Below are 26,710 nucleotides of genomic sequence, written 5' to 3'. Positions count from 1 at the left end.
CCCGCCGACAGGCGAATCCGCGTCCGCGTCACGGTCCCCGTCCCCGTCCCCAGACGAAGCCACGTCCGCACCGTCATCCCCGCCCAAGGACCGGCCGACCGGCGGAGGACGCCCGTGACGGCCCTGCTCGTCATCGCCAAGCAGCCGCTGCCCGGCCGGGTGAAGACCCGGCTCACGCCGCCGTTCAGCCCCGAGGAGGCCGCCTCCCTCGCCGAGGCGGCGTTGGTCGACACCCTGGACGCCGCGGCTCAGGTCCCGGCCGGCCGCCACGTGCTGGTCCTCGACGGCGCGCCGGGGCCGTGGCTGCCCGCCGGATTCGACGTCGTCCCTCAGGCGGCGGGCGGGCTCGACGAGCGGCTCGCCGCCGCGTTCTCCGCCTGCGCCGGGCCCGCCCTGCTGATCGGGATGGACACGCCGCAGGTCACCCCGCGGCTGCTCGCCGCCGCCCTCCGCTGGGAGTGTCACGACGCCTGGTTCGGCCCCGCGGCGGACGGCGGCTTCTGGGCCCTCGGGCTGGCCCGCCCCGACCCGGCCCTGTTGCTCGGCGTGCCGATGTCGAGACCCGACACCGGTGCCGTCCTGTACGAGCGGCTGTGCGCGGCCGGGATGCGCGTCGGGATGCTGCCGGTCCTGAGGGACGTGGACACCGCCGCCGACGCCCGGCAGGTGGCGGCCGGGGCGCCCGGCACCCGTTTCGCCGCACGGCACACGGCGCTGACCGCCACGACCACCGGAGCGGGCCCGTGACCGCGACGACGGACTGGCGTGCCGACCCGTACGCCGACGCCCTGCGCGCCGGCCACGGCCCGCTCTTCCTGCGCCGTGCGGACGGCTGGCTGCTGCCGCTGGAGGTGGAACGCTGGTGCGAGGCGCCCGACCGGGCCGACCGCTCCGTCCTGGAACGCTGCCGGGGCGCGGTGCTCGACGTCGGCTGCGGCCCGGGCCGGCTCGTCGCCGCCCTGGCCGCCCGGGGCCGGCGCGCGCTGGGCATCGACATCGCCCCGGCGGCGGTCGCGCACACCGTGCGGCTGGGCGGTTCGGCCCTGTGCAGGTCGGTCTTCGATCCCGTACCGGGCGAAGGCCGCTGGGACACGGCCCTGCTGATCGACGGAAACATCGGCATCGGCGGTGACCCGGCCGCGCTGCTCCGTCGGCTCCGTCAGGTCGTGTCCCCCGTCGGGACGGTCCTCGCCGAATGCGTGCCCGTGGACGTCGACGAGCGTTGCGAGGTGCGGGTCGACGACGGCCGGGGCGGTCGCGGGGCCCCGTTCCGCTGGGCCCGGGTGGGCACCCGCGCGCTGGCCGGGCACGCCGGGCGGGCGGGCTGGGCCGTGTCCGAGCGGTGGACCGTGGCGGGTCGCTCGTTCGTCTCGCTCGTGCCTCAGTCGTCCTCGGCGGTACGCCGCTGAGGACGGGCCCGCCACCGTCGTACGAGGTGCAGCGCGCCCGCGGCGACGGCCACGGCCCCCAGCACGATCGCGAGGTTCCGGGCGTACGGGAGGGGAAGCGCCGACGGGTTCGGGGGCTCTCCCGGCCGTACGAGCAGCGGGAGCGTCACCAGGACCACGCTTCCCGCGACGACCAGCGTCCCGCGCAGCAGTCCGCGTTGGGGGCGTCCGACGAGCAGCAGTCCCGCGGCGAGGACGAGCGGGGCGAGGATGCCGTCGTGCAGGACGAGCGCCCCGACCAGCCACGCGAGGACGCCCGCCGGGTCCGGCTCGACCGCGACCAGCCAGGCGCCGAGGCCGATCAGGCCGAGGCCGAGGGCGCCGGCTCCGTACCGCAGGACGTTCGTCGTGCTCACAGCACCTCCAGGCGGTGCACCCATTTGGTCTGCAGGACGCCGGGCCGGTTGGGCGCGATGATCCGGGCCGGGAAGCCGTGGTCCAGGGACAGCGCCTGCCCGTTGAGGGTGAGGGCGAGGAGCGACAGCGGGTCCGCGGCGTAGTCGGCGCCCATCTCCGTCACCCGGTAGGCGCCGCTCACTTCCAGCGAGATCACCCGCACCGCGGCCGTCCCCGGCAGGCCGCCGGCGCGCTCGACCAGCTCGCGGACCGGCACTCCGGCCCAGTCGGCGTCGACGCTCCAGCCCTCGACGCAGGCGATCGGCAGCCGGGTGCGGGCCTGCGGCAGTGCCCGGAGCGCGTCGAGGGTGAGGACGTACGGACGGGGCCCGGCGACCTCCAGGCGCCACTCCCGCAGGCTTCGCGCCGTCACCCCCGCCGCGGCGGCGGTGCGGTTCACCGGCAGTCCCTGCGGTCCGTGGTCGGGGTGGCGTGGTGCGAGCAGGTCGAACGTCTTCAGCGGTGTGAAGGACTGACCGACCGTCGTCAGCGTCACCACGCCGACCGCCGCGCCCGTGGCCAGCAGCAGCGAACGGCGGTCGACGGCGTCCTCGGCGGGCAGGGCGCGGGTCCCCGTCGAGCGCCGCCCCCAATGGTCCCTGATCTCGGGGGCCTTGACCGCGATGTGCAGCAGGACCGATCCGGTCGCCACCCAGGCGACGGCGAAGTGCACCGGCACGAAGGCGAAGGGCCAGGGGTACCACTCGACGATGTTCAGCAGGCCGGTGAACAGCTCGAACACGGCGGAGGCCACGAGCAGCGCAACGGACAGCCGCTCGAGGGCGTGTCGCACGGAACGCACCGGCGGCCAGACGAAGAGCCGGGGGTACACCGCCCACAGCTTGACCAGGAGCAGCACGATCGCGGCCAGACCGGTGGCGACGTGCAGGCCCTGGTTGAACGCGTAGCCCCACACCGGCCGGGTGGGCAGCCGGTCGGCCAGCCAGGCCGGCGGCCGTTGGAGGTAGTGGCTGACGAGCCCCGTCACGAAGCAGACGGCGAAGGCCGCGCCGAGCCACCGGCCGACGGCTGTGGCCGTCCTGGCGTCGTGCAGTCGGCCGTGGAAGGCGGGCGGCCGGAACGCGGACGGCGCGAGGCGCGGCCTGGGCATGCGGAAGGTCATGCCGTCCATGACACCGCCGCCGCGGGCCCCGCGGGCGCTCCGACACCTTACGAAACCCGAACGCTCCGACGGGTCACCCACCGGCCGGCCGGCCTCGCTGACACGCTGCGCCCATGACCCGCGCCTCCCGTGTCCCAGCCGGCACCGCCACCGGCACCGTGCCTCAACTTCCGCTCGCGCCACCACCCGTATCGCCGTCGTGATCGCCGCCCTGCTCCTCGCGGCCCTGTCGGCCGCGCTCGTGGTCCTGCTCCGGAGCGACGTGACGGGAACGGGCTTCCTCGCCGGATACGCGGCCTCCTGGGCCCTGTTCGCGGGCGCCGTCGTAGTCCTGCGGCGCGTCCCGGCCCGCTCGGCGGTCCCGCTGGTCCTGGCCGGAGCGGTCGTGGTCACGGCCACGGGCCTCGTGGCGTCCCCGCGCACCAGCACGGACGCGTTCCGGTACGCGTGGGACGGCCGGGTGCAGGCGGCCGGCGTCTCCCCGTACGACCATGCCCCCGCCGACCCCGCTCTGTCCGGCCTGCGGGATCCGTGGCTCTTCCCCGACCGCGCCGCCTGCGCGCACGGCCAGGACCTCGCGCCGCTCGGCGACGGCCTGTGCACCCGGATCAACCGGCCCGCGGTGCACACGATTTATCCGCCGGTGGGCGAGGGCTGGTTCCTCCTGGTCCACGCCGTCTCGCCGTCCGGCGTCCGCCACAAGGCGCTCCAGACCGGCGGAGCCGTGCTGTCCCTGTCCGTCACCGGCCTGCTGGTCCTCGCCCTGCGCCGCCGGGGCGACCCGCGCCGGGCGGCCTGGTGGGCGTGGTGTCCGGCCGTTCCCGTGGAGGGGGTGAACAACGCCCACGCGGATGTCCTCGCCGTGCTGTTCGCCGTCTGTGCCCTGGTCGTCGTGGCGCGACGGCGGATGGCGGGCGGGGCCCTGCTGGGTCTGGCGATCGCGGCCAAGCTGCTGCCGCTGCTGCTTCTGCCGGGTGCCCTGTCCGGCGTACGGCGCCCGCGCGAGGCGGCGGCGGTCCTGGGGCCGGCGGCCGTCACGGTCGCCGCGCTGTACCTGCCGTACGTCCTGCTCTCGCACGGTTCGGTGCTCGGCTATCTCGGCGGCTACGCCGAGGAGGAGGGTTACGACGACGCGGGCGCGGGCGGCAGGTACGCCCTGGTGCGTCTCGTGCTCCCCGACGCGTGGGCCCTGCCCGCCGTCCTGCTCGTGCTCGCGGTGGTGTCGGTCCTCGTCGTGGTGCGCGGAGACAGCGAACGGCCCTGGCGGGGCGCCCTGGTGACCACCGGAACGGCGTTCCTGCTCCTGACTCCCGGCTACTCCTGGTACGCCCTGCTGCTCGTGGCGCTCGTGGCGCTGGACGGCCGCTGGGAATGGCTCGGCGTCGCCTTCGCCGGCGCGGTCGCGTACCTCGCGGGCCCGGAGGCCGGGAGCGGTGCCGTGACCGCCGCGTACGGGACGGCGGCGGTCGCGGTGGGCGGCGGCTGGTGGGTGCGTCGGCACCCGCGCGTCCGGCACCTCGCCCGCGGGGGCGGCGGCGGGGCCGGCCGCGTGGCTGTCAGACGCGGGTGAGCTCGGCGGCGCCGAAGGAGACGTCGAAGCGGTCGCACCAGATGCTGACACTCGTGTACTTGCTGAGGTCGGTGCCCTCGGGCAGGGCGTAGTTCTGGTCGCCCTTGTTGCCCTTGAGCTTGCCCAGGCTCAGGTGACGCCCGTCGTCGAAGACGCGCCAGCCGGCCACGCCCTCCTTCACCGGTGCGTCGGTCAGCCACACGCGGAGGTCCGGGCCGTTGCTGGTGTCGAGGTTCTCGAGGCGCAGCGTGTGCGTGCCGTCGGGGAGACGGATGATCTTCACGGTGCCGGAGGTGCTGTGCTCGTGGCTGATCAGTTCGCCGGAGGCCACCGCCTGCGGTGCGGCCGGCGGGGCCGAGGCGGTGCCGGTCGGCGCCGTGCCCGTCGACGCGCCCGACGACGCGGTGCCCGAAGGCGCGGTCGCCGGAGCGGAGGGCAGGGCCTCGCTCACGGTTTCGTCCACCCAGAGCTTCCACGGCTGGAACCAGAAGAGCCCGGCGCCGAGCCCGAGCACCACCACGGCCAGAGCGGCGATGCTGATTCGTCGACGTGACACCCTGCCCATGCGGTTCTCCCTGCATCGTTCCTGGTAGTAGCGGAGCCTCCATTCAACGCGCCCGCCCGGCGCGCGTCCCGGGCCAAGCGATGACGATTTCCTTACGTCGGTTCCCTGAGGGCCGTCCCGTGAATGATCGACGACTTGCGGTTCGACCCGCGAGGCTGCGCCTCATCCGGCGTGGGCGGGGAGCGCGGTGTTCTGCCGGCGGCAGAACACCGGCCGGACCGGGCTCCACGATCACTACAGTCCCCACTCATGACGACGATTGCGACGCGTACGGTCGAATACCCGGCCGACGGTTTGACGATGATCGGATACCTCGCGCTCCCGGCCGGTGCCGACCGCCGGCCCGCGGTGCTGATCGGACCAGAGGGCATGGGGCTCAGCGAGGTCGAGCGCCGCCGGGCCGATGCTCTCGCCGAGCTGGGATACGTAGCGCTGGCCTTCGACCTTCACGGCGGGCGCTATCTGGCTGACCCCGCCGAGATGCTGGCCCGCTGCATGCCCCTGCTCGCTGATCCCGACCGGATGCGGCACATCGGCCACGCGGCGCTCGACGAGTTACGCGCCGAGCCTCGGACCGACCCCGACCGGATCGCCGCCATCGGCTACGGCACCGGGGGCGCCATCGCGCTGGAGCTCGGGCGAGACGGCGTCAACCTGCGCGCGATCGGGACAGTCAACGCGACGACCACGGGCCGGGCGGGCGAGGCGGCGCGCATCCGCTGCCCGGTGTGGGCCGGGGTCGGATCGGAAGACCCGATCATGCCGCCTTCCCAGCGAGACGCGTTCGTCGCTGAGATGCAGGCCGCGGGCGTCGACTGGCGCCTCGCGGTCTATGGCGGCGCCTTGCACGCCTTCCACCACCCGCCGGTCGACCACCCCACGGTCCCCGGTGTCGGCTACCACCCACAGCACGCGCGGCGAGCCTGGCGCGACGTCGTCGACCTGCTCGCCGAGTGCCTGTCGTGACGGAGGACCGGGGGGCATGACCCAGCAACCCGGCGCCAGGACTGGTCAGCGTCGACACGGAAGGTCACGCGGGGACTCCCTGCCGCCGGCCGAACCGGTGAACTCGGGCAGCGTACGCAGCGGCCGCCCCGCGCCGCCGCCCCCTCCCTCCTTGGCGCGACGCGCCCGGAGCCGTCGGCCTGCCGCCCGTGCGGCGGGCTCCCGGCATACTGGTCACGATGCGTGTTGCACTGATCACTGCCGGATCCCGGGGTGACGTCGCGCCGTTCACCGGCCTCGGTCACGGGCTGGTGCGCGCGGGACACGACGTCACCGTCGTCACCCACGAGTCGTTCGGCGGGCTGGTACGCGAGGCAGGGCTGTCCTTCCACGGCCTGCCGGTGGATCCGCAGGCCGAGTTGCGCACGGAGCACGGGCGGCGACTGCTGACCACCCGCAGCGGCCCGGGGAAGCTGGCGACGGCGCTGGCCATGGCGGGGCGGCTGGTCGAGGCGATGGTTCCGGGGATGCTGGAGGCGGCGCGGGCGAGTGACGTGCTGCTGCTGTCGGGCTCCGTCGCGCCCCTGGGCCACGCCATCGCCGAGGGCCTGCGGCTGCCGAGCAGCGGCGTGTACCTCCAGCCGGTCGCGCCCACCACTGCCTTCCCGCCGCCTCTCGCAGGTACGCGGCCTTTCGGCGGCCGCGGCAACCGACTGGCCGGGCGGGCGGTCAACGCCGCCCTGGACCTGGTGTTCAGCAGAGCCGCACGGGCCGTCGAGCATGAACTCGGCGTTCCCCGCCTTCGTTCTCGGGACCGGCGCCGGAACCGGGAACGGCGGCACTGGCCGGTCCATCACGGGTTCAGTCCCCTGGTGGTGCCGCGCCCGGCCGACTGGCGTCCCGGGCTGACGATCGGGGGCTACTGGTGGCCGTACGCCGCGCCGACCGCGGAACTCCCGCCCGCCGTGCGGGACTTCCTGGACGCGGGGCCCGCTCCGGTCTTCGTCGGGCTGGGCAGCCCGACGGTGCCCGACCCGGAACGCGTGAGCCGGCTGATCGTCCGGGCGCTGCGCGAGGCCGGACGGCGCGGGGTGATCCAGTCCGGATGGAGCGGGTTGCGCGCCGACGGCGACGACATGCTGACCGTCGGAGAGCTGCCCCATTCGCTGCTGTTCCCCCACATGGCAGCGGTGGTCCACCACGCGGGTGCGGGGACGACCGCCGCCGGCCTGCGCGCGGGCGTGCCCGCGGTGCCCATGCCCGTGTGGTTCGACGGCGCGTTCTGGGCGTCCCGCCTCACGGCCCTCGGTGTGTCGCCCGGCCCGGTGCCGCTGCGACGGCTCACCTCCCCGCGCCCTCTCGCCACCGCCCTGACCGCCGCCACCCGCGACCCGGCGTACCGCCGGCGAGCCGCCGCCCTCGCCGGACGACTGCGGCAGGAGGACGGGGTGGCACCGGTACGGGCGGCGCTCGAGCACCTCGACGACGACACGCGCGAGGTGGAGGGAACCCGCCGCTGACCGGACACCGCCGCGACCGCACCGGTCGCCCGTAGGGCGCGTCGGCTCAGTGCAGGTCGCGGCGTTCCTCGTCGGTCACCGTCGGGGCGACCGGTGGGACCACCACCCGGCGGCGGCGCAGGATGCTCGTGTACACGGCCGTGCCGATGATGCCGACGGCCATGAGGATCAGCCCGACCAGGTCGAGATCGACCCCGTCGAGCTGCCAGTCGGTCGCGAAGGTCAGTATGGCGCCGACGGCGATCAGGATGATGCAGACTCCCAGACCCATGGTTTCCTCCCTTGCCGGGTCGGATGTCGCTCGCGTACCCCGGTCCTCGGCTCTCATCCCCTCGGCGGTCATGCCGGTGGGGTGGTGGTCTCGACGAGGTGGTCGACGACGTCGGTCAGGGCGGCGTTGCGGCGGTAGGCGGCGCGCTGGCCCTCGGCGCCGCCGCCCCGGGTCCGCAGCCGGGTCCAGAGGGTGTGCACGAGATCCGTGTCGCCGTGCTGGTCGAGTGCGGGGCGCAGCCGGGACAGAAGCTCCTCGACCTGGGTGACGGCCGGGGTGAGGCGGCCTGTTGCGGGGTCTATGGTCTCGCCGGTGATGCCGTCGCGGGCAGCGCGCCAGCAGGCCGCGCGCAGCATGTCGTCGGAGGGCCGGAGTGCCGGTTCTCCCGCGTCGACGGCGGTGAGGGCGGTGAGGGCGGTGGCGACCATGGCCCTGGCGATGGCTGCCAGCAGGACGGTGTCGTCGGGGGTGGCGGTGGCGTCGGCGGCACGGAACTCCAGGGTGGGCACGTGGTGGGAGGGCCTGATGTGCCAGTACAGGCCGCCGCGGTCCATGAGGGCGCCGGTGGTGAGGAATGCGCCGACGAGTTCCTCGAAGTGGGACGTGGAGGTGAAGTACGGCGGGGGGCCCGCGACCGGCCAACGGCCCCAGGTGGTCGTGCGCCAGCTGGCGTAGCCGGTGTCCCGGCCGTCCCAGAAAGGGGAGTTGGCCGACAGGACGATCAGGAGGGGGATCCACGGGCGCAGGTGGTTGCTGATCCGCAGGGCGGTCGCCAGGTCGGGGACGCCGACGTGGACGTGGCACGCGCAGGCGATCTGTTCGTCGTCGAGGGCGCGGAACGTCTCGGCGCTGCGGGCGTAGCGGGGGCCGTCGGTCAGCGGTGGGGGGCCGGGCGGGGCGAGGACGGGGGTTCCGGTGGAGATGACGCGCAGGCCTTGTCGTGCGGCGGCGCGGGCGAGGGACAGCCGTGTGGAGCGGACCTGGTCGGCGAGGCCGGTCAGGCTGGTGTGCGGGTCGGTGCGGGTCTCGACCTGGTAGCGGGTGATCTCGGGGCCCACCCGGTCGCCGAGTTCGCCGGCGGCTTCGGCGACCACCTTCTCGGCGTCGGCGCGCAGTTCACGGGAGGCCGGGTCGACCAGCAGGAACTCTTCCTCGACGCCGACGGTGAGCGGAGTCGCCGTCCGGGCGGGAGGCCGGGTCGGGTCATGGCGGCGGTCGGGTGGTGGGGTGACGGCCGGCGTGTGCCCTGTACTCGTCATGACGGCCATGCTGGCACGCGGAAGGGCCGACGGGCAGAAGGCAGAGTCGTCATCGGCCGGCACTCCGGCCGAATCACGGAGGGCCGCACGGAGGCGCGATCGGCTCCGTGCGGCCTTCGCGCGGGAAGGTGACGCCGGGTCAGCGGGGGTTGCGGCGTGGCTTGAGCGGGGTGGTGGGGAGTTCGGGGGCGGGCAGCCGGAGCGGGGTGCCGTCGTAGCCGACGACCTCGCCGAAGCGGGTGCCCGACATCCAGTCCTCCCTCGCCTGGCGGATCTCCTCGTCCGTGCGGGCGATGAAGTTCCACCACATGACGATCTCCTCCTCGAACGGCGTGCCGCCCAGCAGGACCGCCCGCGCGCGGTGGTCGGACTCGTTGGTGAGAGTGAGGGTCGTGCGTCCCGTGGGCACGTAGCCGAGCTCGGCGGGCTTGAGGACGGTGTCGGCGAGGCGCACGGCGCCCTCGTCGACGAGGAGGCCGTGCTCGAAGGCCGGGTCGACGTCGAGGGTGACGGTGGCTCCGGGGTCGACGACGAGTTCGGCGCCGAGCAGCGGGGTGAAGGTGCGTACCGGCGAGGTGTCGCCGGCGAGCGTGCCCAGGAAGACCCTGAGTTCGGCTCCGTCGATACGGAACGGCTTCGGCGCGTGGTGCTGGAAGTCGCGCGGGGCGTGGCGGTGCGCGTCGGGGAGGACGAGCCACAGCTGAACGCCGTGCAGGACGGTGGTGCCGGGGGTGGAGACCTCGGAGTGGCTGATGCCGTGGCCGCCGGTCATGAGGTTGATCTCTCCCGGCCGCACGGAGGCGTGGGTGCCGAGGCTGTCGCGGTGCTCGATCTCGCCGCTGAAGAGCCAGCTCACCGTCTGCAGCCCGGTGTGCGGGTGCGGGGCCACGTCCATGCCGCCCGAGTCGGCGACGAGGTCGGGGCCGTAGTGGTCGGCGAAGCACCAGGCCCCGATGAAGCTCCGGGCCCGCTGGGGCAGTGTGCGGCGTACGGTCATGGCGCGCGGGCCGCCCAACGGGACGTCCCGGGCGGTGAGGACCTCGACCTCCGTGCCAGTCATCTCCCGACCCCTTCCCCAAAGTAGTTCCATTTTCAACAATCATGAAGGATGATAGCCAGGACGACGTACCGCGACAACAGGCGAAGGAGCACAGGGTGAGCGACCCGGCACAGGCCACCTCGACGGCGACGGATACGGAGACAGGGAGCGAGGCCGGGACGGCGGCCGCGGCGACGGCGGTCGTGGCTGCGCGGTCCGCCCGGGCAGACCGGCGGATCTACCTCGACAAGCAGAACCCCGCTGTCTACCGGGCCCTCCTGGCCACGGCCGAGACCGTTCGGAAGACCGCCGCCGAGGCGGGCCTCGACCGCGTCCTCGTGGAGCTGGTCAACCTCCGGGTCTCCCAGCTCAACGGCTGCGCCTCCTGTCTCGACGTCCACACCCGGGCCGCGCTGCGGGCCGGTGAGACCACCCGGCGCCTCGGCGTGCTCGCCGCCTGGCGGGACACCGAGCTCTTCACCGCCCGTGAGCGCGCCGCGCTCGCCCTCGCCGAGGCGACCACCCACCCCGAGCAGGCCGACGCCCAGGACCGCGCCTACGCCGAGGCCAGGGAGGTGCTGAGCGACGACGAGCTGTCCGCGGTGATCTGGGTGGCCATCACGATCAACGCCTTCAACCGGGTCTCGATCCTCAGCAAGCACCCCGTCCGCGGGTCCGCCGACCGCTGAGCCGTCCGCCCCCGGGCTCAGGACGCCGGATTGCTGGCCACGACCTTCCCCTTCTGGTCGGCCGTCAGATAACCCACCGCGCTGTACTCGTTGATGAGGTAGAAGCGCATCGTGGGACGGTCCTCGTTGAAGGTCCAGCGGTCGACGACGACATAACGCATCGTCGGGTCGTCCACCTTCAGTTCCTTCTCGCCGCGCCGCATCAGCGACGGAAGCGTGTCCCACGCCATGGCGGCGACGTCGAAGGGCTGGTCGTCCGCGTCGGTGCCCAGCGTCCCGCCGGGGCCGGTCCTGCGGGCCACGCCGTTGCGGAACTCCCACCGGTCGTACGTGTTCGCCCCGGGCCGGGTCGGGATGGAGGCGAGCGCGTAGCCCTCGTAGACGGTGAGTTCCTTCATGGTGGTGCTGCCGGCGGCCTCACCCAGGGCCTTGATGACGCCACGGACGTTCGCCGTGGTGAGCAGGCTGCCCCGGAGCGCCGTCGTGCCCGCGTCGGCGGTGCCGGGGCCGCCGGCCGCGGTCGGCGTACGGCCCGTCGGAGAGCCCGCCGGCGAACTCGCGGCGGAAGAGGAGCCGGCGCCCTTCGCCCCGGTGCCGCGTCCGCCCTCGGTGCCACCGTCCGGAAGCAGGTTCACCACACCGAGCACGGCGGCGCCCGCCAGCACCACCGCGCCGGCCACCAGGCCGGCACGACGTCCGGTGCGCGACGGGGCGGGCTGCCCGAAGCCGCCGGACGGGACGGTCGGCGTGGCCCAGGCGCCCGCCGGCACCGGGACGGGCGGGCCGGACGGTCCGTGCGGGCCGGGCGGCCCGTAGGCGGGATGGGCGTACGGCGCGCCGAAGCCGGCCGCGGCCGGAGGTCCGGCCGGAGTCCCGACCGCCGGTCCGACCGCCGGTCCGACCGCAGGGCCCACGGGAGGCACGGCCGGCACCGCCGCCGGCGTGCCCGCCTCGGCCTCCGCGAGCAGCCGGTCCAGGAGCGCGCCGTCCGGGCGCGCCGCCGGATCGCGGACCAGGAGCCGTTCGAGTACGGGCGTGAGCGGCCCGGACCGCACCGGTGCCGGGATGGGGTCGTCGAGCACGGCGACCACGGTCGCCAGGCTCGTGGCGCGGCGCAGCGGATGGTGGCCCTCGGCCGCCACGTACAGGAGCATGCCCAGCGACCACAGGTCGGAGGCCGGATTGCCTTCCTCGCCGCGCACGCGCTCGGGTGCGATGAACTCGGGCGAGCCGATCAGGTCGCCGGTGGACGTGAGCCGCGAGGTCGCGCCGTTGAACGCGGCGATGCCGAAGTCCGTGAGGACGGCGCCGCCGTCGGGGCGGAGCAGCACGTTGGCGGGCTTCACGTCGCGGTGCTGGATGCCCGCGGCGTGCGCGGCGCGCAGCGCGGAGAGCACCTGGCGGCCGAGGGTGACCGCCTCGGCGGGCGACATCGGGCCCTCGGCGAGCCGGTCGTACAGCGAGCGGCCCTCGACGAGTTCCATGACGATCCAGGGGTGCGAACCGTCACCGGGCTCGACGATGTGATGGATCGTCACGACGTGCGGGTGGGAGAGCCGGGCCAGGGCCCGGGCCTCCCGGACGGCGCGCTCACGCGCCTGCGCGGCGAAGCCGGGATCGGCCTCCGCGGCCGCCGGGTCCGGCGGCCGTACCTCTTTGAGGGCGACGTCCCGGTCGAGGGCGATGTCCCGCGCCCGCCACACCGTTCCCATACCGCCGCTGCCCAGTCTGGCGACCAGCCGGAACCGCCCGTCGACCAGCGGTCTGCCACCCTCGCTCGTACTCATGGGCGGCATCGTAGGCGGTTCCGGTGACACCTCCGCTCCCGAGGCCCCGGGAGGGCCCGGGAGAGCGGTCTACGGCGTCTCGTCCCCGCCCGGGAGGCTGTCCATGAACGAGCTGACCGAGAACACCGCGCGGCCGGGGCCGGCCGGGCCGTAGCCGGGAGGCGAGCTGAGGCCGTGGGACTCCATCGTCGCCCGGTAGGCGTCGAGGAGCCGGATGTGGTACTCGAGCGGCGCGCCCGCCGGGTTGGCCTTGCCGAGCGGCGTGGTGGGCTCGGGGCACCAGGTGGTGAAGCGGGGCGTGATGCCGCGCGACATGAAGTACTCCAGGCCCTCCGTGGTGGAGGCGATGGCCTCGTCGACCGTCGTGAAGCCGAAGGGCTCGGCCATCTCCACGCCCGCCACGAAGTTGGGGATGACGTTGCGCGGGCCGAACACCTCGGCGGAGTCGAGGATCCGGCGGTGCCACTCGTCGCGTCCGACGTACCGCTCCTTGCCGGGGCAGTACAGCTCGAACAGGCGCTTGTCCCACACCTCGTAGTTGGGGTGGTAGATCTGGATGCCGTAGTCCTTGAACCGCTGGACGTCGGCCTTGGGCAGCGCCTGGGCGACGACCTTGCCGATCCAGCGGCCGGGGAAGCGCTCCTCGATGGCCTGGGCGTACTGGCCGTAGAAGTCGGCCTCGTCCTTGCCGGCGACGCGGGAGGTGACGGCGCCGCCCGTGAGGGTGTACGCGGTGGAGGCGCCGGCCGTGTCGTACTTGTCGATGATCGCGAGCGCCTCGAGCACCTCCTCGACGTCCTTCACGCCGGTGTAGGGCCGGCCCGCGGCCTTGTGCTGGCGCCAGTTGTGGTTGATGTCGCAGTACTGGCACTCCTCCTTGGCACCGAAGTACTGGCAGACGCGGAAGACCGTGAGGTAGATCAGGTAGCCCCACTGGATGGTGGGTGCCACCTCCATGACGGACTTCCCGTTGGCGAGGGTGTGCCGGTAGTACTCGGGCATCGGCGGAAGGCCGACGTCCGCGATGCGGCGGCCGTCGAGGTAGAGCCCGAGCATGCCGTCCTCGCCCGCGGCCACCCGGTAGGGCGAGGACGGGTTGACGCGGACGGAGACGACGGTGCGGCGCAGCTCGTACGGCCCGCCGGTGAGCACGATCTCCTCGGGCGGACGGCGCAGCGCGGCCTGCCCGAGCTCGGGCAGGGTGCGGTGGTCGAAGGAGAAGATGAAGTACGACTTGGGCTTGACCTCGCCCGCCGCCTCGTCGCCGGAGTCGGTGAGGGCCGAGTCGTCGAAGGCGATGCCGCCGCGCAGAAGGTCCTCCTTGATCACCGCCTCCTTCGGGACGTGCGGGAAGCGGTGCATGAGGTCTTCGACCTCGTCGGTGCGGCGGATCATGCGCGAAGACATCTCCTCGGTCGTGCGGTCGCGAGCCGGATGGGCCACTGACCACCCTAGGACGGCGCCGCCGGGGCCGGTATCCGACCCCGGTCGCACGCGTCCTCGGCCGCGGGGCGGAGGCCGGTCAGCCGCCGAGGACGACCTGGTGTCCGGTCAGTTCGAGCTCGAGCCCGTCCGGCTGGGAACGGGCAGCGGTGAAGTCGATGTTCCTGGGCATCGGCACCCGCCAGGTGTACGTGCTGCCGCCGAGCTCCGGGACGCGCAGCTGGAACTCGTCGGCCGCGACCGCCACGGTCGCCGTCGTGTCCAGCGGCCGGCCGTCCCAGGTCCCGGTGATGCGCAGCGGCGCCGACCGGTCGCCGCCCGCACCGCCGGATCCGCCGGGGGCCGGCGCGACGGTGAGCGCGCCGCCCTTGCCGAGCAGCCGGGAGACGACTCCGGACAGGTCCTCGTAGCCGATCGTCACGCGTCCGGTGACGAGGTTGGCGCCGGCGCTGCGCGCGGTGAAGGAGGGCGCGGTCAGGTCGTGCAGGTCGAGGCTCAGCTCGCGCACGTTGAGGTGGTCGCCCTGGGCGTTGACCGTGGTGTTGACGGAGAAGTTCCCCGCGGTCAGGGTCACGTGGTCGAAGCTCAGGTCCGCGGCCTGGGTGAGGAAGGGGAAGCCGTGGATCGACAGCTCGGTGAAGCCGTTCGTCGATCCCGATCCGTAGCCGTACTTCTCCTCGACGAGGGCGACGGCCTCCTTCTCCGCGTAGTGGACGGCGATCCGGTCCACGGCGACGAAGAGCCCCGCCAGTATCACGAGCGTGATGGTGAGCACCTTCACCCAGCGCCGCTTCATTCCCGTTCTCCCCCCGTGCGTGCCGTGTCCGCCCCCTGCGGGCACCGGCCCGGCCGATCCTAAGCGGTGCTCAGAAGTTGCCGTAGTTGACCTGCCAGGTGGGCAGGCCCATCCGGCGCCAGACGGCGACGACCCGGTCCCGGTCGTCGAGCGACACGCGGACCGCGTAGCGGGAGCGGACGTGGGCGTCGAACAGCTCGGCCTTGACGAGGTCGTCGGAGCGTCCGTCGTGGGACGCCCGCATCCACAGCTCGTCGAACGGCACCTCGTACCGCGCGAGCCAGGCCTCGGTCATCTCCCGGTGGTCCTCGCTGCGCCCGGAGAGCAGCACGATCCGGTCCTGGTGGGACGCCCGGAAGGCACGCAGGGCCTCGCGCACGGGCACGTTGAGCAGGTCGAGGTCGCAGCGCGAGAAGTCGTACGGTCCGCGGTCGCCGCGCAGGGCGAGCGTGCCGTCGATGTCGCACAGGACGGCGGAGGGCAGCGCGGGGTCCGCGACGTACGGGGTGACGGCGGGGCGGTCGTTGAGCCAGTCGTCGGTGAGCCGCCAGCCGCCGCGGGTGGCCTTGGCGTGCTTGTCGGCGAGGATGCGGATGATCTCCTCGCCGACGGGCCGGGCACGGCCGGCGTCGCGGCGGACGCACTCGTCCACGGGCACGTCGGTGAAGTCGTGCACGACGAAGGTGGCTTCGCGGCCGGCGACGGCGGCCTTGAGGCGCTTGGGGATGTGCGGGGTGAGGTGGGTGTTGTCGACGACGACGTCGAAGCCGTCGTCGACGGCGGCGCGGATCGCCGCGTCCTGGATGCCGAGCACGGTCTGCTCGTGGACGTGCGAGCGGCCTCCGTCGCCCGGCAGGTCGAGCATGGTGCGCAGGTCGTCGAGGTTGACGCGGCGCATCCGGCCCTCGGACCGCTCCTGGAGGGCACGGGCTGCGGTGGTCTTGCCGGAGGCGGGCAGTCCGGTCATGACATGGACCACGGGCACGGTCAGTTCTCCTCGTCGGTGGTGAAGGGGTCGGCGGTCTCCGGGCGCAGCTCGCGCCAGACCAGCAGGTCGGTGCGGCGGCCGTCGAGGCGCAGGAAGAGGGCGGAGCGCAGCCGCGGGTCGGGCAGCGCCTTGGCGGCCCGGGCGAAGGCCCCCCGGTCGTCGGCGAGGTGGGCGAGCGAGGCGTAGGCCTCGTCGATCGCCTGCTCGCGGACCGCGAAATCGTACTCCAGCCGGGTGATCACGGACCGCACCCAGGTGTCGAACTCGTCGGGGACCTGCTCCAGGAGGTCGTCGAGGGGACGGCCGCCCTGGGCGCGGATGCCGCCGAGCTCGGCCATGGACAGACCGAGACCCTGCGCCAGGACCTTGGCGGAGGTGCCGGCGAAGCGCTGGATGCCGTGGCCGCGCCAGATGTCGCGCTCGGTGACGCCGGTGAGGACCTTGTGGAGCCGCACGTACTCGGAGATCTTCGCCTTGGCGCGGACCCCGGACGCGAAGCGCAGCACGAAGCCCTCGGCGTCGGTGCCGGTGGACGGGCTGCCGTCGGGCAGCGTGCTGGTCTCGGTGAGCTTCAGGAGTTCGTGGAGCGCGATCGGCGGGTGGACGGTGACGACGGAGCCGATGCCCTGCCAGGCGCCGGCGGCCTCGGCGAGCGGCGTCTCGGTGCCGTCCGGGCCGAAGGCGGCGAGCAGCACGAGGTCGCGCCGGCCGCCGTAGTCGACGACGATCCGGTTCTCGGGGTAGACGATCTCCATGAGGTACGTCGTCCCCGGGACGAGCGCCGAGGTGTCGGCGGCGTCGAGCCGGCGCTGCGCCCAGGTGGCCTGGATGCTGACGAAGGAGCCCTTGGAGGCGACGTGCCACCGGCCGTCGTAGTGGAAGACCACGCCGAGGCTGCCGTCGACCTTCTCGTAGACCTCGAAGGGCTCGTCGGGGAGCGCGGGCGCGTAGGGGCGGCCGCTCTCGTGCTCGGAGACGTTGAAGAACTTGGGCAGCGGGAGGGCGACGATGCGGCCGGTGCGGTCGTCGGCGACGAGGCCGCGGCAACGGGTGGTGACCTGGTTCCACACGCCTTCGTACTGGCAGACACGCGTGTACGTGTAGATGGACAGCGGCAGCGCGGGGTGCGGTTTGCGGGTCACGTGTCCGGACGCGAGCGCGGCCGCCAGTTCGTCCGGCGGCAGCAGCGTGTCGAGAGTCAGGTCGGCCTGGCTCATGGGTTCCCTCCCCTGTTTCGAGGACGCTCATTCTTCTGTCCCGTCGCGGGCCTGACCAGCGAATTACCCGTCCACGAGTGGGTCCGGCATCCGAACCCGGGGGCGGGGGCGGGTGTCCGCCCCCGTAGACTCGCGGTCCTGAAGGACGTCGGAGAAGGCCGAGGAAGCGAGCGCAATGAATTACGCGGACACCACCGCCCCCATCTATGCCGAGCTCATACGCGAGCAGGGGGACGTCCCCGGTGACGTACGCCGGACCGCCGAAGAGGTGATGCGCGACCTCAGCCGTGTGATCCAGATGCCGCCGGCCGGACTCGGCCCGGCCGGCGTGCCGATGCAGTAGCCGCACCGCCGGTACGGTCACGGCGGACGACAGGGGGGGCGTGAGCATGACGGGTGCCGACAGCACGGGCGGGACCGGCAGCACGGGCGGGACCGAGGGCGCGGATCACGACCGCGTACGGCGGAGCTACGACGCCGTGGCCGAGGAGTACCGCGCCCGGATCGGCGACGAGCTGGACGGCAAGCCGCTCGACCGGGCGCTGTTGGGCGCGCTGGCCGAGCAGGCCGGCGACGGCGCGCGGCTGGCCGACCTGGGCTGCGGGCCCGGGCACGTCGCCGCGTGGCTGGCCGGTCGCGGTACGAGCGTGGTCGGTTTCGACCTCTCCCCCGCCATGGTGGCGATCGGCCGTGAACGGCACCCCGAGGTCGAGTTCCGCGAGGGCGACCTGCTGCGGCTGCCGGCCGGGGACGGCGAGTTCGACGCGGCCGTCGCGCTGTACTCGCTCATCCACCTCGCGCCGGACGAGCTCGCCCCGGCCCTCACGGAGATCCGCCGGGTGCTGCGCCCGGGCGGCGGGCTGCTGGTCGCCTTCCACATCGGCAGCGAGGTGAGGAACCTCACCGAATGGTGGGGGCACGAGGTGGACGTCGACTTCCACTTCCTGGAGCCGTCCGCCGTCGCGGCGGCCCTGCAGGAGGCGGGCTTCCGGATCAAGGCCCGGCTGGAGCGGGCTCCCTATCCGCACGAGGCGGAGACGCGACGGGCCTGTCTGCTCGCCCGCCGGGAGGACTGAACACCGAGGAACCGGGATCGGTCGACGACGCAGGGCGGGCGACGGAGAGCCGCGTGGTATACCAACTTGGTATACAAAGTCGGCGTCCGTCCGATCGTCTCCCCAGGAGGCCCCGTGTCGTCCCTCCAGCGCGCGACCACCACCGCCACCGTGTTCCGGAACGTGCGCCCCTTCGGCGGTGCGGCCGTCGACCTCGTGTCCGTCGACGGAGTCCTGGCGGACGCCGTGCCGGAGGGTGCCGTCGTGGAGACGGTGGACGGTGCCGGGCTGATGGCGCTGCCGACCCTGGTCGACGCGCACATCCACCCGGACAAGACCGCGTGGGGCGAGTCCTGGCACAGCCGCCGCGCGGCCCGGGGCATCGCCGAGTACGTGGCGGGCGACGTGGAGCTGGCTCGCGCGCTGCCCACGCCCGTGGCCGAGCGGGCCTACCGGCTGATGGCGCACGCGGCGGCGCGGGGCACCCGGGCGATGCGGGCCCACGCCGACGTGGCGCCCGCCTTCGGCCTGGCGGGCCTGGAGGGGATCGCCGAGGCCCGGGAGCGGCTGCGCGGCATCGTGGACGTGGAGCTCGTCGCCTTCCCGCAGCACGGCGTGGTGCGCACGCCGGGTGCGGCGGAGCTCCTTGCCGAGGCGGCGAGGAGCGGGCTGATCACGCATGTGGGCGGGATCGACCCGGCCGGTTTCGACGCGAGCGGTGACGCGGGGGCCGCGGGCGGCGACCAGCTCGGGACGGTGTTCGCGCTGGCCGAGCGCCACGGCCTGGGGCTCGACATCCATCTGCACGACCGGGGCGAGACCGGTCTCGCGCCGCTGCGGGACATCGCCGCCCGCACCAGGGCGCTGGGCCTCCAGGGGAAGGTGAGCGTCGCGCACGCCTTCGCGGTGGCCCAGCTGTCCGGCCGGGAGCTTGACGAGACGGCCGACCTGCTCGCCGGCGCCGGGGTGTCGCTGACCACGGTCGCGCTGTCGTCCGTCACGGTCCTGCCGTTCCGGCGCCTCGCCGAGCGCGGGGTGCGGGTCGGGCTCGGCTCGGACGGCGTGCGGGACAACTGGAGTCCGTTCGGCAACGCCGACATGCTGCACCGGGCGTGGCTGGCGGGCTGGGCCCTCGACGCCCGGCTCGACCAGGACCTCGAGGCCTGCTTCGCGCTGGCCGCGCACGGCGGTGCGGAGCTGCTCGGGCTGCCCCGGGCGGACCTGCGGCCCGGTGCGCCCGCCGACTTCATGCTGGTCGAGGGCGAGTGCGTGCCGCAGGCCGTGGTGGACCTGCCGCGCCGTGATCTGGTGGTGCGGGCGGGCCGGGTCGTGGCCCGCGACGGCGCCCTGGTCTGAGTCAGCCGGCGCGGCCTGCGAGGGTGCGCCAGAGGAAGGTGTGTTCCAGGGCGCTGTTGTGGGCGGTCTGCTCGTGGTCGGTGGCTCCGGCGTGGCCGCCGGCCAGGGTCTCGTGGAGCAGCACCCGGTGGCCGAGCTCGCGCAGCCGCGCTGCGGCCTTGCGGGCGTGACCGGGGTGCACCCGGTCGTCGCGGGTCGAGGTGGTGAGCAGGACGGGCGGGTAGGGCCGGCCGGCGGCGAGCCGGTGGTACGGCGAGAGCGCGGCGAGGTGCGGCCGGTCGGCCGGGTCGTCGGGGTCGCCGTACTCGGCCGTCCAGCTGGCGCCGGCGAGCAGGGTGTGGAAGCGCAGCATGTCGAGCAGCGGCACGTGCGCGACGATCGCGCCGAAGAGCTCGGGGCTGCGGACCAGCATGGCGCCCATGAGGAGGCCGCCGTTGCTGGCGCCGGTGATGCCGAGCCGGCCGGGCGTGGTGATGCCCCGGGCGACGAGGTCGCGGGCGACGGCCTCGAAGTCCTCGTACGCGCGGTGCCGTTCGGCCTTGAGTGCGGCGCGGTGCCAGCGGGGTCCGTACTCTCCGCCGCCGCGGATGCCGGCCACCACGTACGTACCGCCGCGGGCGAGCCAGGCCCGGCCGCGCACGGTGTCGTAGGACGGGGTGAGGGAGACCTCGAAGCCGCCGTAGCCGGTGAGGAGGGTGGGGCCGGGCTCCTGCTCGCGGGCGCCGACGACGGTGTACGGGACGCGGGTGCCGTCGGCGGAGACGGCGAAGTACTGCCGGGCCTCGAGGCCGGTGGCGTCGAAGCGCTCGGGGGCCTGCTTGATCCGCTCGCCGGGGCCGTCGATCTCGCCGCGGTGGAGCGTGGGCGGGAGGAGGTGTCCGGTGACGGAGAGGAAGTACTCGTCACCGGTGTCCGGGTCGGTGTCGGTCAGCGCGGCGGAGGCCAGCGGCGGCAGGTCGGCGAGTTCCCGGCGCCGCCAGGCGCCGGTGCCGGCGGCCGGGGTGAGGACGTGCAGCCGGCTGGCGACGTCCTGGAGGGTCTCGACGACGAGGTGGTTGCGGGTCCAGGAATGACCGGCCAGGGCGGTGCGCTCGTCGGGGGTGAAGAGCACCTCGGGATCGCGGCGTCCGGCGAGGAAGTCGTCGAACCGGAAGGCGAGGAGGGAGCCGGCGGGCTGTCCGAGCCAGGGCGCCTTGGGCGTGACGAGCAGCCACTCGCGGTGCACGGAGCTGTCGGCGTCGTCCGGGACCTCGATCCGGACCGGCTCGCCGCCGTCGGTGAGCAGATGGGTCTCGTGGTGCCAGAAGTCCCGGTAGCGGACCGCGAAGGAGCGCTCGAAGCCCTCGGTGGGGTCGTGCCAGGCGGACACGGCGAGGTCGGACGCGGTGCCCTCGTGGACGAGCGGGGCCTGGTCGAGCGGGGTGCCGCGGCGCCAGCGGCGCACGGTGCGCGGGTAGCCGGAGGCGGTCAGGGAGCCGGGGCCCTCGTCGGTGCCGACGAAGACGTGGTCCTCGTCGATCCAGCCGATGTCGGTCTTGGCCTCGGGCAGCGTGAAGCCGTCGGTGACGAACGCCCGCTCCTCCAGGTCGTACTCGCGCACCACCACGGCGTCGCCGCCGCCGCGCGCGAGGCTGACCAGTGCCCGGCGGAACGCGGGCCGCAGCACCTGGGCGCCCGCCCAGGTCCAGTCCTCGCCCTCGGCGTCGGCGAGCGCGTCGAGGTCGAGCAGCACGTCCCAGGCCGGCTCGTCGGTGCGGTATTCCTCGAGGGTGGTGCGCCGCCAGATTCCCCGGGTGTGGCCGGCGGCCTGCCAGAAGTTGTAGAGGTACGGGCCGCGGCGGCGGGTGTACGGGATGCGGTCGGGCGCGTCGAGGACCTCGCGCAGGTCGGCGACGAGCTCGCGGAAGGCCTCGTCCCCGGCGAGCTCGGCGGCGGTCTCGGCGTTGCGCTCGCGCACCCAGGCGAGCGCCCGCTCGCCCTCGACGTCCTCCAGCCACAGGTAGGGGTCGGCTTCGGGGCTGGTGGCGCCGGTGTCCGCGCTCGTCTCGCTCATGGGGAGATTGTGGACCACGCCACCGGCACCGGGGAGCGGCGGGCCCCTCAGGCCTGGGGCAGCAGGCCGAGCTGGTCCAGGAATTCCATCTGGTCGAAGTACAGCCGGTAGCTCTCGATCCTGCCGTCCCTGACGGTCGCGAGGTCGGTCCCGCGGATCGTGACGGTCCTGCCCGTGGCGGGCAGCGTCTCTCCGTCGGGCAGCTGGATCGGACCCGTGTTGACGCCGCTGAAGATGCCCTCGTCGATCGCGGTGTCGTCGGTCTCGTACTGGTGGAGGGGTGTGAAGGTCGCCTCCGGTATCGATTCGGTCATCGTGCGCCAGTACTCGACGATGGCGTCGCGTCCGTGCAGCTCGCCCTCGTCGGGTGTGACGGCGACGGCGTCCTCGGCGTAGAGCTCGGCGAGCGTGGTGAGGTCCGAGTGGGTCACCGCCTCGGTGAGCCGGTCCATGACGTCGCGTGCCTCGCCCATGATCCACCTCCGGTGGTTCCTGTCCGCGTGGCGGCCGGTGCTCTCATTTTCTCACCGGTGTCCACCTCCGGGAGGTCGGGCGCGGCCGTCGGGGGCCGGCCCGCCGCGGACCATTGGCGTATTGGTTCGCGGTCGGACCAATTCTGCGCCCATGTCGGCCCACCACCTCACCGTCCGACGGAAGTTAACCAATCGATTACTGCACGGCCGTATACCTTTGGGGCCCCTTCCCTCATCCTGTCCTCGGCGTGCCACCGGGGCACAGCGGGACACGAGAGGCGGGGCATGACTCCCATCAGCCGCAGAGGGTTCGTAGGCATCGGGGCGGGACTCGGGGCCGGGCTCGTCGCCGGGGCGGCGCTGCCGACCGGGACGGCGTCGGCGGCCGCGCAGGCGGCAACGGGCACCATCACCGACGTGAAGCACGTCGTGATCCTCATGCAGGAGAACCGCAGCTTCGACCACTACTTCGGTCGGCTCAAAGGCGTCCGGGGCTTCCGCGACCGGGCCGCGGGCAACATCCCCGGCGGCTGGGGCATGTTCAACCAGCCCAACTGGGGCGGCCGGCAGTACCCGTGGAAGCTGAGCTCCACTCCCCCGGCGGGCGGTGTGGACGGGGAGACACTGGCACAGTGCAACGGCGACCTGCCGCACAGCTGGACCTCCCAGCACGCCGCCTGGAACAAGGGCCGGCTCGACAACTGGGTCGCGGGCGTCGGCAACACCCGCACCCTGGGCCACCTGGACCGCGGCGACATACCCTTCCACTACGCGCTGGCGGACCACTACACCGTCTGCGACGCCTACTTCTGCTCGGCGCTCAGCGCGACCGGCCCCAACCGCACGTTCCTGTGGAGCGGGAAGATCGACGCCTCCAGCAAGGACGGCGGCGACGAGTCCGGGCTGACCTGGGAGACGTACGCGGAAGCCCTCCAGCGGGCGGGGATGAGCTGGAAGGTGTACCAGAACGCCCAGGACAACTACGGAGACAACGGTCTCGCGTACTTCAAGCGGTTCACCGACGCCAGGCCGGGCGACCCGCTGTACGACCGCGGCATGGGCTCGGTGCCGAAGGTCACCGGTTCGACCCCGGACGACATCGCCGCCGCGATCCGCGCCGACGTGCTCGCGGGGACGCTGCCGCAGGTGTCGTGGGTGGTGGCGAGCGAGGCTTTCTCCGAGCACCCGTACGCCCCGCCGGGCGACGGCGCGCACTTCGTGGACCTGGTCTACCGGGCGCTCGCCGCGAACCCCGAGGTCTTCGACTCGACCGTGCTGTTCCTCAACTACGACGAGAACGACGGCTTCTTCGACCACGTGCCCCCGCCGGTCGCGCCGCCCGGGACGCCGGGCGAGTACATCGACGGAGTACCGATCGGCCTCGGCTTCCGCGTCCCGATGATCGTCATGTCCCCGTGGACCCGGGGCGGCTGGGTCAGCTCCGAGGTCTTCGACCACACCTCGGTGCTGCGTTTCCTGGAGGTGTGGACGGCCGCCCTCGGCACTCCCGCGACCTGCCCCAACATCAGTGCCTGGCGCCGCAAGGTGACCGGCGACCTCACCGGTGTCTTCGACTTCGCCCACCCGGTGTACGGGGTGCCGGCGAACCTGCCGTCCACCGCCAAGGTCATCGGCCAGTCGACCTGCGGTCCGCTGCCGAACCCGGTCCCGCAGGACAACGCCCTGCCGCCGCAGGAGAGCGGCACCCGGCCCGCGCGCGCCCTGCCGTACCAGGTGAACGGCAATCTGGACCGCTTCGAGTTCGGCGCCGCGGGCAAGATCCTGGCCTGGTTCTCCATGAGCAACCAGGGCGCCCAGGCCCGCCGTTCGGCGCACTTCTCGATCCACCCGCACCAGTACCGGGACACCGCCGCCTGGCAGTACACGGTGGATCCCGGCACGACCGCCACCGACTACTTCAACATCGGGCTCGGCTCGGGCTCCGGCAAGTACGACATCTCGATGATGGGCCCCAACCGCTTCCTGCGCCGCTTCATCGGCGACGCCTCGAAGGCGGGCAAGGACATCGAGGTCGCCGCGCGCTACGCGACCGAGCCCGGCACCGGCAAGACCGCCCTCTACTTCACGATGACCAACAACGCGGCCACTCCGGTGACCTTCACCATCCGCTCCGACGCCTACCGCGGCGACGGCCCGTGGACGTACACGGTCCCGGCGAAGTCCTCGCGCGAGGACTACTTCAACGCCGTCGCGTACCACAACGGCTGGTACGACTTCACGATCCTGGCGGACATCGACGGCACCTGGTCACGCCGCTACACCGGCCACATCGAGACGGGCGCGCCGAGCCTCTCCGGCTGACCCCACCCGGCACCGGCCCCCGCCCGCGGGAGGAATCCCCCGCGCGGGCCGGTGCCCCGACTCCCTCATGAACCGCCGGACGGCACGGCCGGCACGGACGGCCGTCCGGCTTCGCGGCTGCCGTAGCGCGCCCTGTACCAGGCCACCTGCTCGGCGGTCATCGACGAAGCGACGGCATGGACGTCGCCGACACGGCTGTCACCGCGCCGGCGCTTCCTGCGGCTGCCGGTCCCGCCGCCGTGGCCCGCGCTCTCACGGGCGCGGGCCACCATCACGGACACCTGGGAAGCGGGCTGCCAGTGCAGGGAGTACGCGGGAGCGTTGGGGTCCGGGACCTCTTCCAGGGGCACGCCGCGCTTCGCCAGCAGCCGCTCCAGCCGGTCGAAGCGCAGCCGGCGGCCGAAGCGGCCGTACCGCTCACGGATCACCGGGTTGACCGCTCCGCTGCCGCCGTACGGGAGCCGATGCACCTGCAGGGTGAAGTGGTGGCCCTCCCACGGGTGACCGGGTGACTCGCGGGACCAGAAGAACTCGGCCATGCCGTAGTCGCGCCACATGCCGTGGTCGTCGAAGGAGTTCTCGGCGAAGTCCGGACCGAGGATTTCGGTGACCCGGTCGGGACTGTCCGTCGGCCTGGCGCCCAGCACGGTTCCGGAGGTGATCACGTCCACGTAGAACGCGAGGGAGTACGGGGTCAACTGGTCCTTCCTCGTCGGGCCGCGCAGCCCGAGCGGCTGCCTCAGCATAGGCGCCCGGACCCGCTCCCATCTCACCCTTTTGCCGGATATGAATGATTTCCGGATGATGGGTTCGGTTAGTGAGGCTGAGAGGGCCGCCGACGGCCCGTACCGCAGACAAGGCGTGGAAAGGCGGTCTTTCACCGTGTCTCGACCGAGAATCCTCGTGGTGGGCGCCGGTTTCGCCGGGGTCGCGTGCGTACGGCGCCTCGAACGGCGGCTCACCGGGCGGGAGGCCGCGATCTCGCTGCTCTCGCCCTTCGCGTACCAGCTGTACCTGCCGCTGCTGCCCCAGGTCGCCTCGGGTGTGCTCACCCCGCAGTCGGTCGCACTGTCGCTGCGGCGCAGCGAGAAGCACCGGACCCGGATCATCCCCGGCGGCGCCGTCGGCATCGACACCGAGGCCAAGGTCTGCGTGGTGCGCACCATCACGGGCGAGACGGAGGCGGAGCCGTACGACCACCTGGTGCTCGCTCCCGGCAGCGTCACCCGCACCTTCGACATCCCCGGACTCGCCCAGTACGCCCGGGGCATGAAGACCCTCGCCGAGGCGGTGTACCTCCGCGACCACGTGATCGCGCAGCTCGACCTGGCCGACGCGAGCCAGGACGAGGCCGAGCGGGCCGCGCGGCTGCAGTTCGTGGTGGTGGGCGGCGGGTACGCGGGCACCGAGACGGCCGCCTGCCTCCAGCTGCTCACCCACAACGCCGTCAGCCGCTACCCCCGGCTCGACCCGAAGCTCATCAAGTGGCACCTGGTCGACATCGCGCCCACGCTGATGCCCGAGCTCGGGCCCAAGCTCGGCGCGGCGGCCCTGGAGATCCTGCGCAAGCGCGGCATCCAGGTCTCGCTCGGTGTCTCGGTGGCCTCGGTGGACGAGGAGAACGTGACGCTCACCGACGGCCGGGTGCTGCCCTGCCGCACGCTGATCTGGACGGCCGGCGTCGCGGCCAGCCCGCTCATCGGCACGCTGGGCGCCGAGACCCTGCGCGGCCGGCTGGTCGTCGAGCCGGACATGACGGTGCCGGGTCTGCCCGGCGTGTACGCGCTCGGCGACGCGGCGGCCGTACCGGACCTGGCCAAGGGCGAAGAGGACGCGATCTGCCCGCCGACCGCCCAGCACGCCATGCGCCAGGGCAAGGTGATCGCCGACAACCTGGTGGCGACGCTGCGCGGCGAGCGGACGCGCCCGTACGTCCACAAGGACCTGGGCCTGGTGGTCGACCTCGGCGGGCGCGACGGCGTGTCCAAGCCGATGGGGGTCGAGCTGCACGGCATGCCAGCCCAGGCGGTGGCGCGCGCCTACCACTGGGGGGCGCTGCGGACGAACGTGGCGAAGACCCGGGTGATGACCAACTGGCTCCTCAACGCGTTCGCGGGCGACGACTTCGTCCGCACCGGCTTCCTGGCCTCGAAGTCCGGCACGCTGCGGGACTTCGAGTACACGGACGCGTATCTCACGCCCGAGCAGATCCGCGCCCACACCGCCTCGCTGCGCGCCGCGAAGTCCTGACGTACGCGCGGTGAGAGCGAGCCGCTCGGTCTGACCGGCGCGGACCTGCCCCGACTGCGGGAACGGCCGCGGCGCTGCGCCCGGTCTTCGCCGCGGCCGGCACCGACGCGGCGGCACACGCGCGCAACGCGCTGCTCGCCGGTCG

Annotated in this window: 24 protein-coding genes and 1 pseudogene; 11 read left to right on the top strand and 14 right to left on the bottom strand. The window is 73.4% G+C overall.

All coding sequences use genetic code 11. The features are described from left to right. Window positions 1-114: 114 nt before the first annotated feature. Window positions 115-747, top strand: a complete 633-nt coding sequence (locus tag ACFVGS_RS16725) for a DUF2064 domain-containing protein (RefSeq protein ID WP_385692840.1) — start codon at window positions 115-117, stop codon at window positions 745-747. After that, window positions 744-1,409 (top strand): methyltransferase domain-containing protein, encoded by a 666-nt coding sequence (locus ACFVGS_RS16720; RefSeq protein ID WP_384406671.1) that lies wholly within the window; start codon window positions 744-746, stop codon window positions 1,407-1,409. Before ACFVGS_RS16725 ends, ACFVGS_RS16720 begins: the two co-directional genes overlap by 4 nt. Here the strand turns inward: ACFVGS_RS16720 and ACFVGS_RS16715 are convergent. Together ACFVGS_RS16715 and ACFVGS_RS16710 are read right to left on the bottom strand one after the other, a co-directional pair. Continuing rightward, the gene (locus tag ACFVGS_RS16715; RefSeq protein ID WP_385692839.1) at window positions 1,382-1,804 is read right to left on the bottom strand and encodes a hypothetical protein; all 423 of its coding nucleotides are present in this window, start codon (window positions 1,802-1,804) and stop codon (window positions 1,382-1,384) included. The genes ACFVGS_RS16720 and ACFVGS_RS16715 overlap by 28 nt on opposite strands. Next, window positions 1,801-2,967: a molybdopterin-dependent oxidoreductase gene (locus ACFVGS_RS16710; RefSeq protein WP_385692838.1), complete on the bottom strand. Its 1,167-nt coding sequence runs from the start codon at window positions 2,965-2,967 to the stop codon at window positions 1,801-1,803. The genes ACFVGS_RS16715 and ACFVGS_RS16710 overlap by 4 nt, the downstream gene beginning before the upstream one ends. Window positions 2,968-3,166: 199 nt before the next feature. Between ACFVGS_RS16710 and ACFVGS_RS16705 the strand changes: the two genes are divergently transcribed. Continuing rightward, entirely contained in the window at window positions 3,167-4,537 is a 1,371-nt protein-coding gene (locus tag ACFVGS_RS16705; RefSeq protein ID WP_385692837.1) for a glycosyltransferase 87 family protein, read from the top strand. On the opposite strand, the gene ACFVGS_RS16700 is transcribed toward ACFVGS_RS16705, so the two are convergent. Next, window positions 4,524-5,102: a DM13 domain-containing protein gene (locus tag ACFVGS_RS16700; RefSeq protein ID WP_385692836.1), complete on the bottom strand. Its 579-nt coding sequence runs from the start codon at window positions 5,100-5,102 to the stop codon at window positions 4,524-4,526. The genes ACFVGS_RS16705 and ACFVGS_RS16700 overlap by 14 nt on opposite strands. Before the next feature lie 249 nt (window positions 5,103-5,351). Here ACFVGS_RS16700 and ACFVGS_RS16695 point away from each other — a divergent pair. Together ACFVGS_RS16695 and ACFVGS_RS16690 are read left to right on the top strand one after the other, a co-directional pair. After that, window positions 5,352-6,088 (top strand): annotated as a pseudogene (locus tag ACFVGS_RS16695) (dienelactone hydrolase family protein). A 198-nt stretch (window positions 6,089-6,286) separates the two neighbouring features. Continuing rightward, the gene (locus ACFVGS_RS16690) at window positions 6,287-7,567 is read left to right on the top strand and encodes a glycosyltransferase (protein WP_385692835.1); all 1,281 of its coding nucleotides are present in this window, start codon (window positions 6,287-6,289) and stop codon (window positions 7,565-7,567) included. A gap of 46 nt (window positions 7,568-7,613) precedes the next feature. On the opposite strand, the gene ACFVGS_RS16685 is transcribed toward ACFVGS_RS16690, so the two are convergent. From ACFVGS_RS16685 to ACFVGS_RS16675, 3 genes are all read right to left on the bottom strand, one after another. After that, a complete protein-coding gene (locus ACFVGS_RS16685) occupies window positions 7,614-7,838 on the bottom strand; it encodes a DUF6458 family protein (protein WP_384406685.1) in 225 nt (74 codons plus the stop codon). 68 nt (window positions 7,839-7,906) lie between these two features. After that, window positions 7,907-9,097 (bottom strand): glutamate--cysteine ligase, encoded by a 1,191-nt coding sequence (locus tag ACFVGS_RS16680; RefSeq protein WP_385692834.1) that lies wholly within the window; start codon window positions 9,095-9,097, stop codon window positions 7,907-7,909. Window positions 9,098-9,236: 139 nt separating this feature from the next. Further along, on the bottom strand, window positions 9,237-10,157 hold the full coding sequence (locus ACFVGS_RS16675; protein ID WP_385692833.1) for a pirin family protein: 921 nt from the start codon (window positions 10,155-10,157) through the stop codon (window positions 9,237-9,239). Window positions 10,158-10,339: 182 nt separating this feature from the next. On the opposite strand from ACFVGS_RS16675, the gene ACFVGS_RS16670 reads away from it, so the two are divergent. Further along, a complete protein-coding gene (locus ACFVGS_RS16670) occupies window positions 10,340-10,825 on the top strand; it encodes a carboxymuconolactone decarboxylase family protein (protein ID WP_385692928.1) in 486 nt (161 codons plus the stop codon). 17 nt (window positions 10,826-10,842) lie between these two features. Here the strand turns inward: ACFVGS_RS16670 and ACFVGS_RS16665 are convergent, their stop codons facing one another. From ACFVGS_RS16665 to ACFVGS_RS16645, 5 genes are all read right to left on the bottom strand, one after another. Continuing rightward, window positions 10,843-12,612 (bottom strand): serine/threonine-protein kinase, encoded by a 1,770-nt coding sequence (locus ACFVGS_RS16665; RefSeq protein WP_385692832.1) that lies wholly within the window; start codon window positions 12,610-12,612, stop codon window positions 10,843-10,845. A 69-nt stretch (window positions 12,613-12,681) separates the two neighbouring features. Next, a complete protein-coding gene (locus tag ACFVGS_RS16660; protein WP_384406693.1) occupies window positions 12,682-14,007 on the bottom strand; it encodes a radical SAM protein in 1,326 nt (441 codons plus the stop codon). 127 nt (window positions 14,008-14,134) lie between these two features. Then, the gene (locus tag ACFVGS_RS16655; RefSeq protein ID WP_385692831.1) at window positions 14,135-14,851 is read right to left on the bottom strand and encodes a DUF2993 domain-containing protein; all 717 of its coding nucleotides are present in this window, start codon (window positions 14,849-14,851) and stop codon (window positions 14,135-14,137) included. 70 nt (window positions 14,852-14,921) lie between these two features. After that, the gene (locus tag ACFVGS_RS16650; RefSeq protein WP_385692830.1) at window positions 14,922-15,836 is read right to left on the bottom strand and encodes an AAA family ATPase; all 915 of its coding nucleotides are present in this window, start codon (window positions 15,834-15,836) and stop codon (window positions 14,922-14,924) included. A 2-nt stretch (window positions 15,837-15,838) separates the two neighbouring features. After that, complete coding sequence (locus ACFVGS_RS16645; RefSeq protein ID WP_385692829.1) at window positions 15,839-17,056, bottom strand: RNA ligase; 1,218 nt, start codon at window positions 17,054-17,056, stop codon at window positions 15,839-15,841. A gap of 175 nt (window positions 17,057-17,231) precedes the next feature. Here ACFVGS_RS16645 and ACFVGS_RS16640 point away from each other — a divergent pair, with 175 nt between their 5' ends. The 3 genes from ACFVGS_RS16640 to ACFVGS_RS16630 all read left to right on the top strand — a co-directional run bounded on the left by ACFVGS_RS16640 (window position 17,232) and on the right by ACFVGS_RS16630 (window position 19,467). Then, complete coding sequence (locus tag ACFVGS_RS16640; protein WP_384406701.1) at window positions 17,232-17,399, top strand: hypothetical protein; 168 nt, start codon at window positions 17,232-17,234, stop codon at window positions 17,397-17,399. Between the two features lie 46 nt (window positions 17,400-17,445). Continuing rightward, window positions 17,446-18,132: a class I SAM-dependent methyltransferase gene (locus tag ACFVGS_RS16635; protein WP_385692828.1), complete on the top strand. Its 687-nt coding sequence runs from the start codon at window positions 17,446-17,448 to the stop codon at window positions 18,130-18,132. 93 nt (window positions 18,133-18,225) lie between these two features. Further along, a complete protein-coding gene (locus ACFVGS_RS16630) occupies window positions 18,226-19,467 on the top strand; it encodes an amidohydrolase (protein ID WP_385692927.1) in 1,242 nt (413 codons plus the stop codon). A gap of 1 nt (window position 19,468) precedes the next feature. Here ACFVGS_RS16630 and ACFVGS_RS16625 read toward each other — a convergent pair whose 3' ends face one another. Next, window positions 19,469-21,520: a prolyl oligopeptidase family protein gene (locus tag ACFVGS_RS16625; RefSeq protein WP_385692827.1), complete on the bottom strand. Its 2,052-nt coding sequence runs from the start codon at window positions 21,518-21,520 to the stop codon at window positions 19,469-19,471. A 47-nt stretch (window positions 21,521-21,567) separates the two neighbouring features. Beyond that, complete coding sequence (locus ACFVGS_RS16620; RefSeq protein ID WP_384406706.1) at window positions 21,568-21,993, bottom strand: ester cyclase; 426 nt, start codon at window positions 21,991-21,993, stop codon at window positions 21,568-21,570. Window positions 21,994-22,278: 285 nt separating this feature from the next. Here ACFVGS_RS16620 and ACFVGS_RS16615 point away from each other — a divergent pair, with 285 nt between their 5' ends. After that, on the top strand, window positions 22,279-24,315 hold the full coding sequence (locus ACFVGS_RS16615; protein WP_385692826.1) for a phosphocholine-specific phospholipase C: 2,037 nt from the start codon (window positions 22,279-22,281) through the stop codon (window positions 24,313-24,315). 65 nt (window positions 24,316-24,380) lie between these two features. Here the strand turns inward: ACFVGS_RS16615 and ACFVGS_RS16610 are convergent, their stop codons facing one another. After that, window positions 24,381-25,013 carry a hypothetical protein gene (locus tag ACFVGS_RS16610; protein ID WP_385692825.1) on the bottom strand — a complete coding sequence of 211 codons (633 nt, stop codon included), beginning with the start codon at window positions 25,011-25,013 and terminating at the stop codon, window positions 24,381-24,383. Window positions 25,014-25,197: 184 nt separating this feature from the next. Here ACFVGS_RS16610 and ACFVGS_RS16605 point away from each other — a divergent pair, with 184 nt between their 5' ends. Beyond that, window positions 25,198-26,565: an NAD(P)/FAD-dependent oxidoreductase gene (locus tag ACFVGS_RS16605; RefSeq protein WP_385692824.1), complete on the top strand. Its 1,368-nt coding sequence runs from the start codon at window positions 25,198-25,200 to the stop codon at window positions 26,563-26,565. Window positions 26,566-26,710 lie beyond the last annotated feature (145 nt).

Origin of the sequence: Streptomyces sp. NPDC127114, assembly GCF_042677525.1 — a bacterium.
In the GTDB taxonomy this organism is placed as follows: Bacteria; Actinomycetota; Actinomycetes; order Streptomycetales; family Streptomycetaceae; genus Streptomyces.
This window is presented reverse-complemented; position numbering and strand designations above follow the sequence as displayed.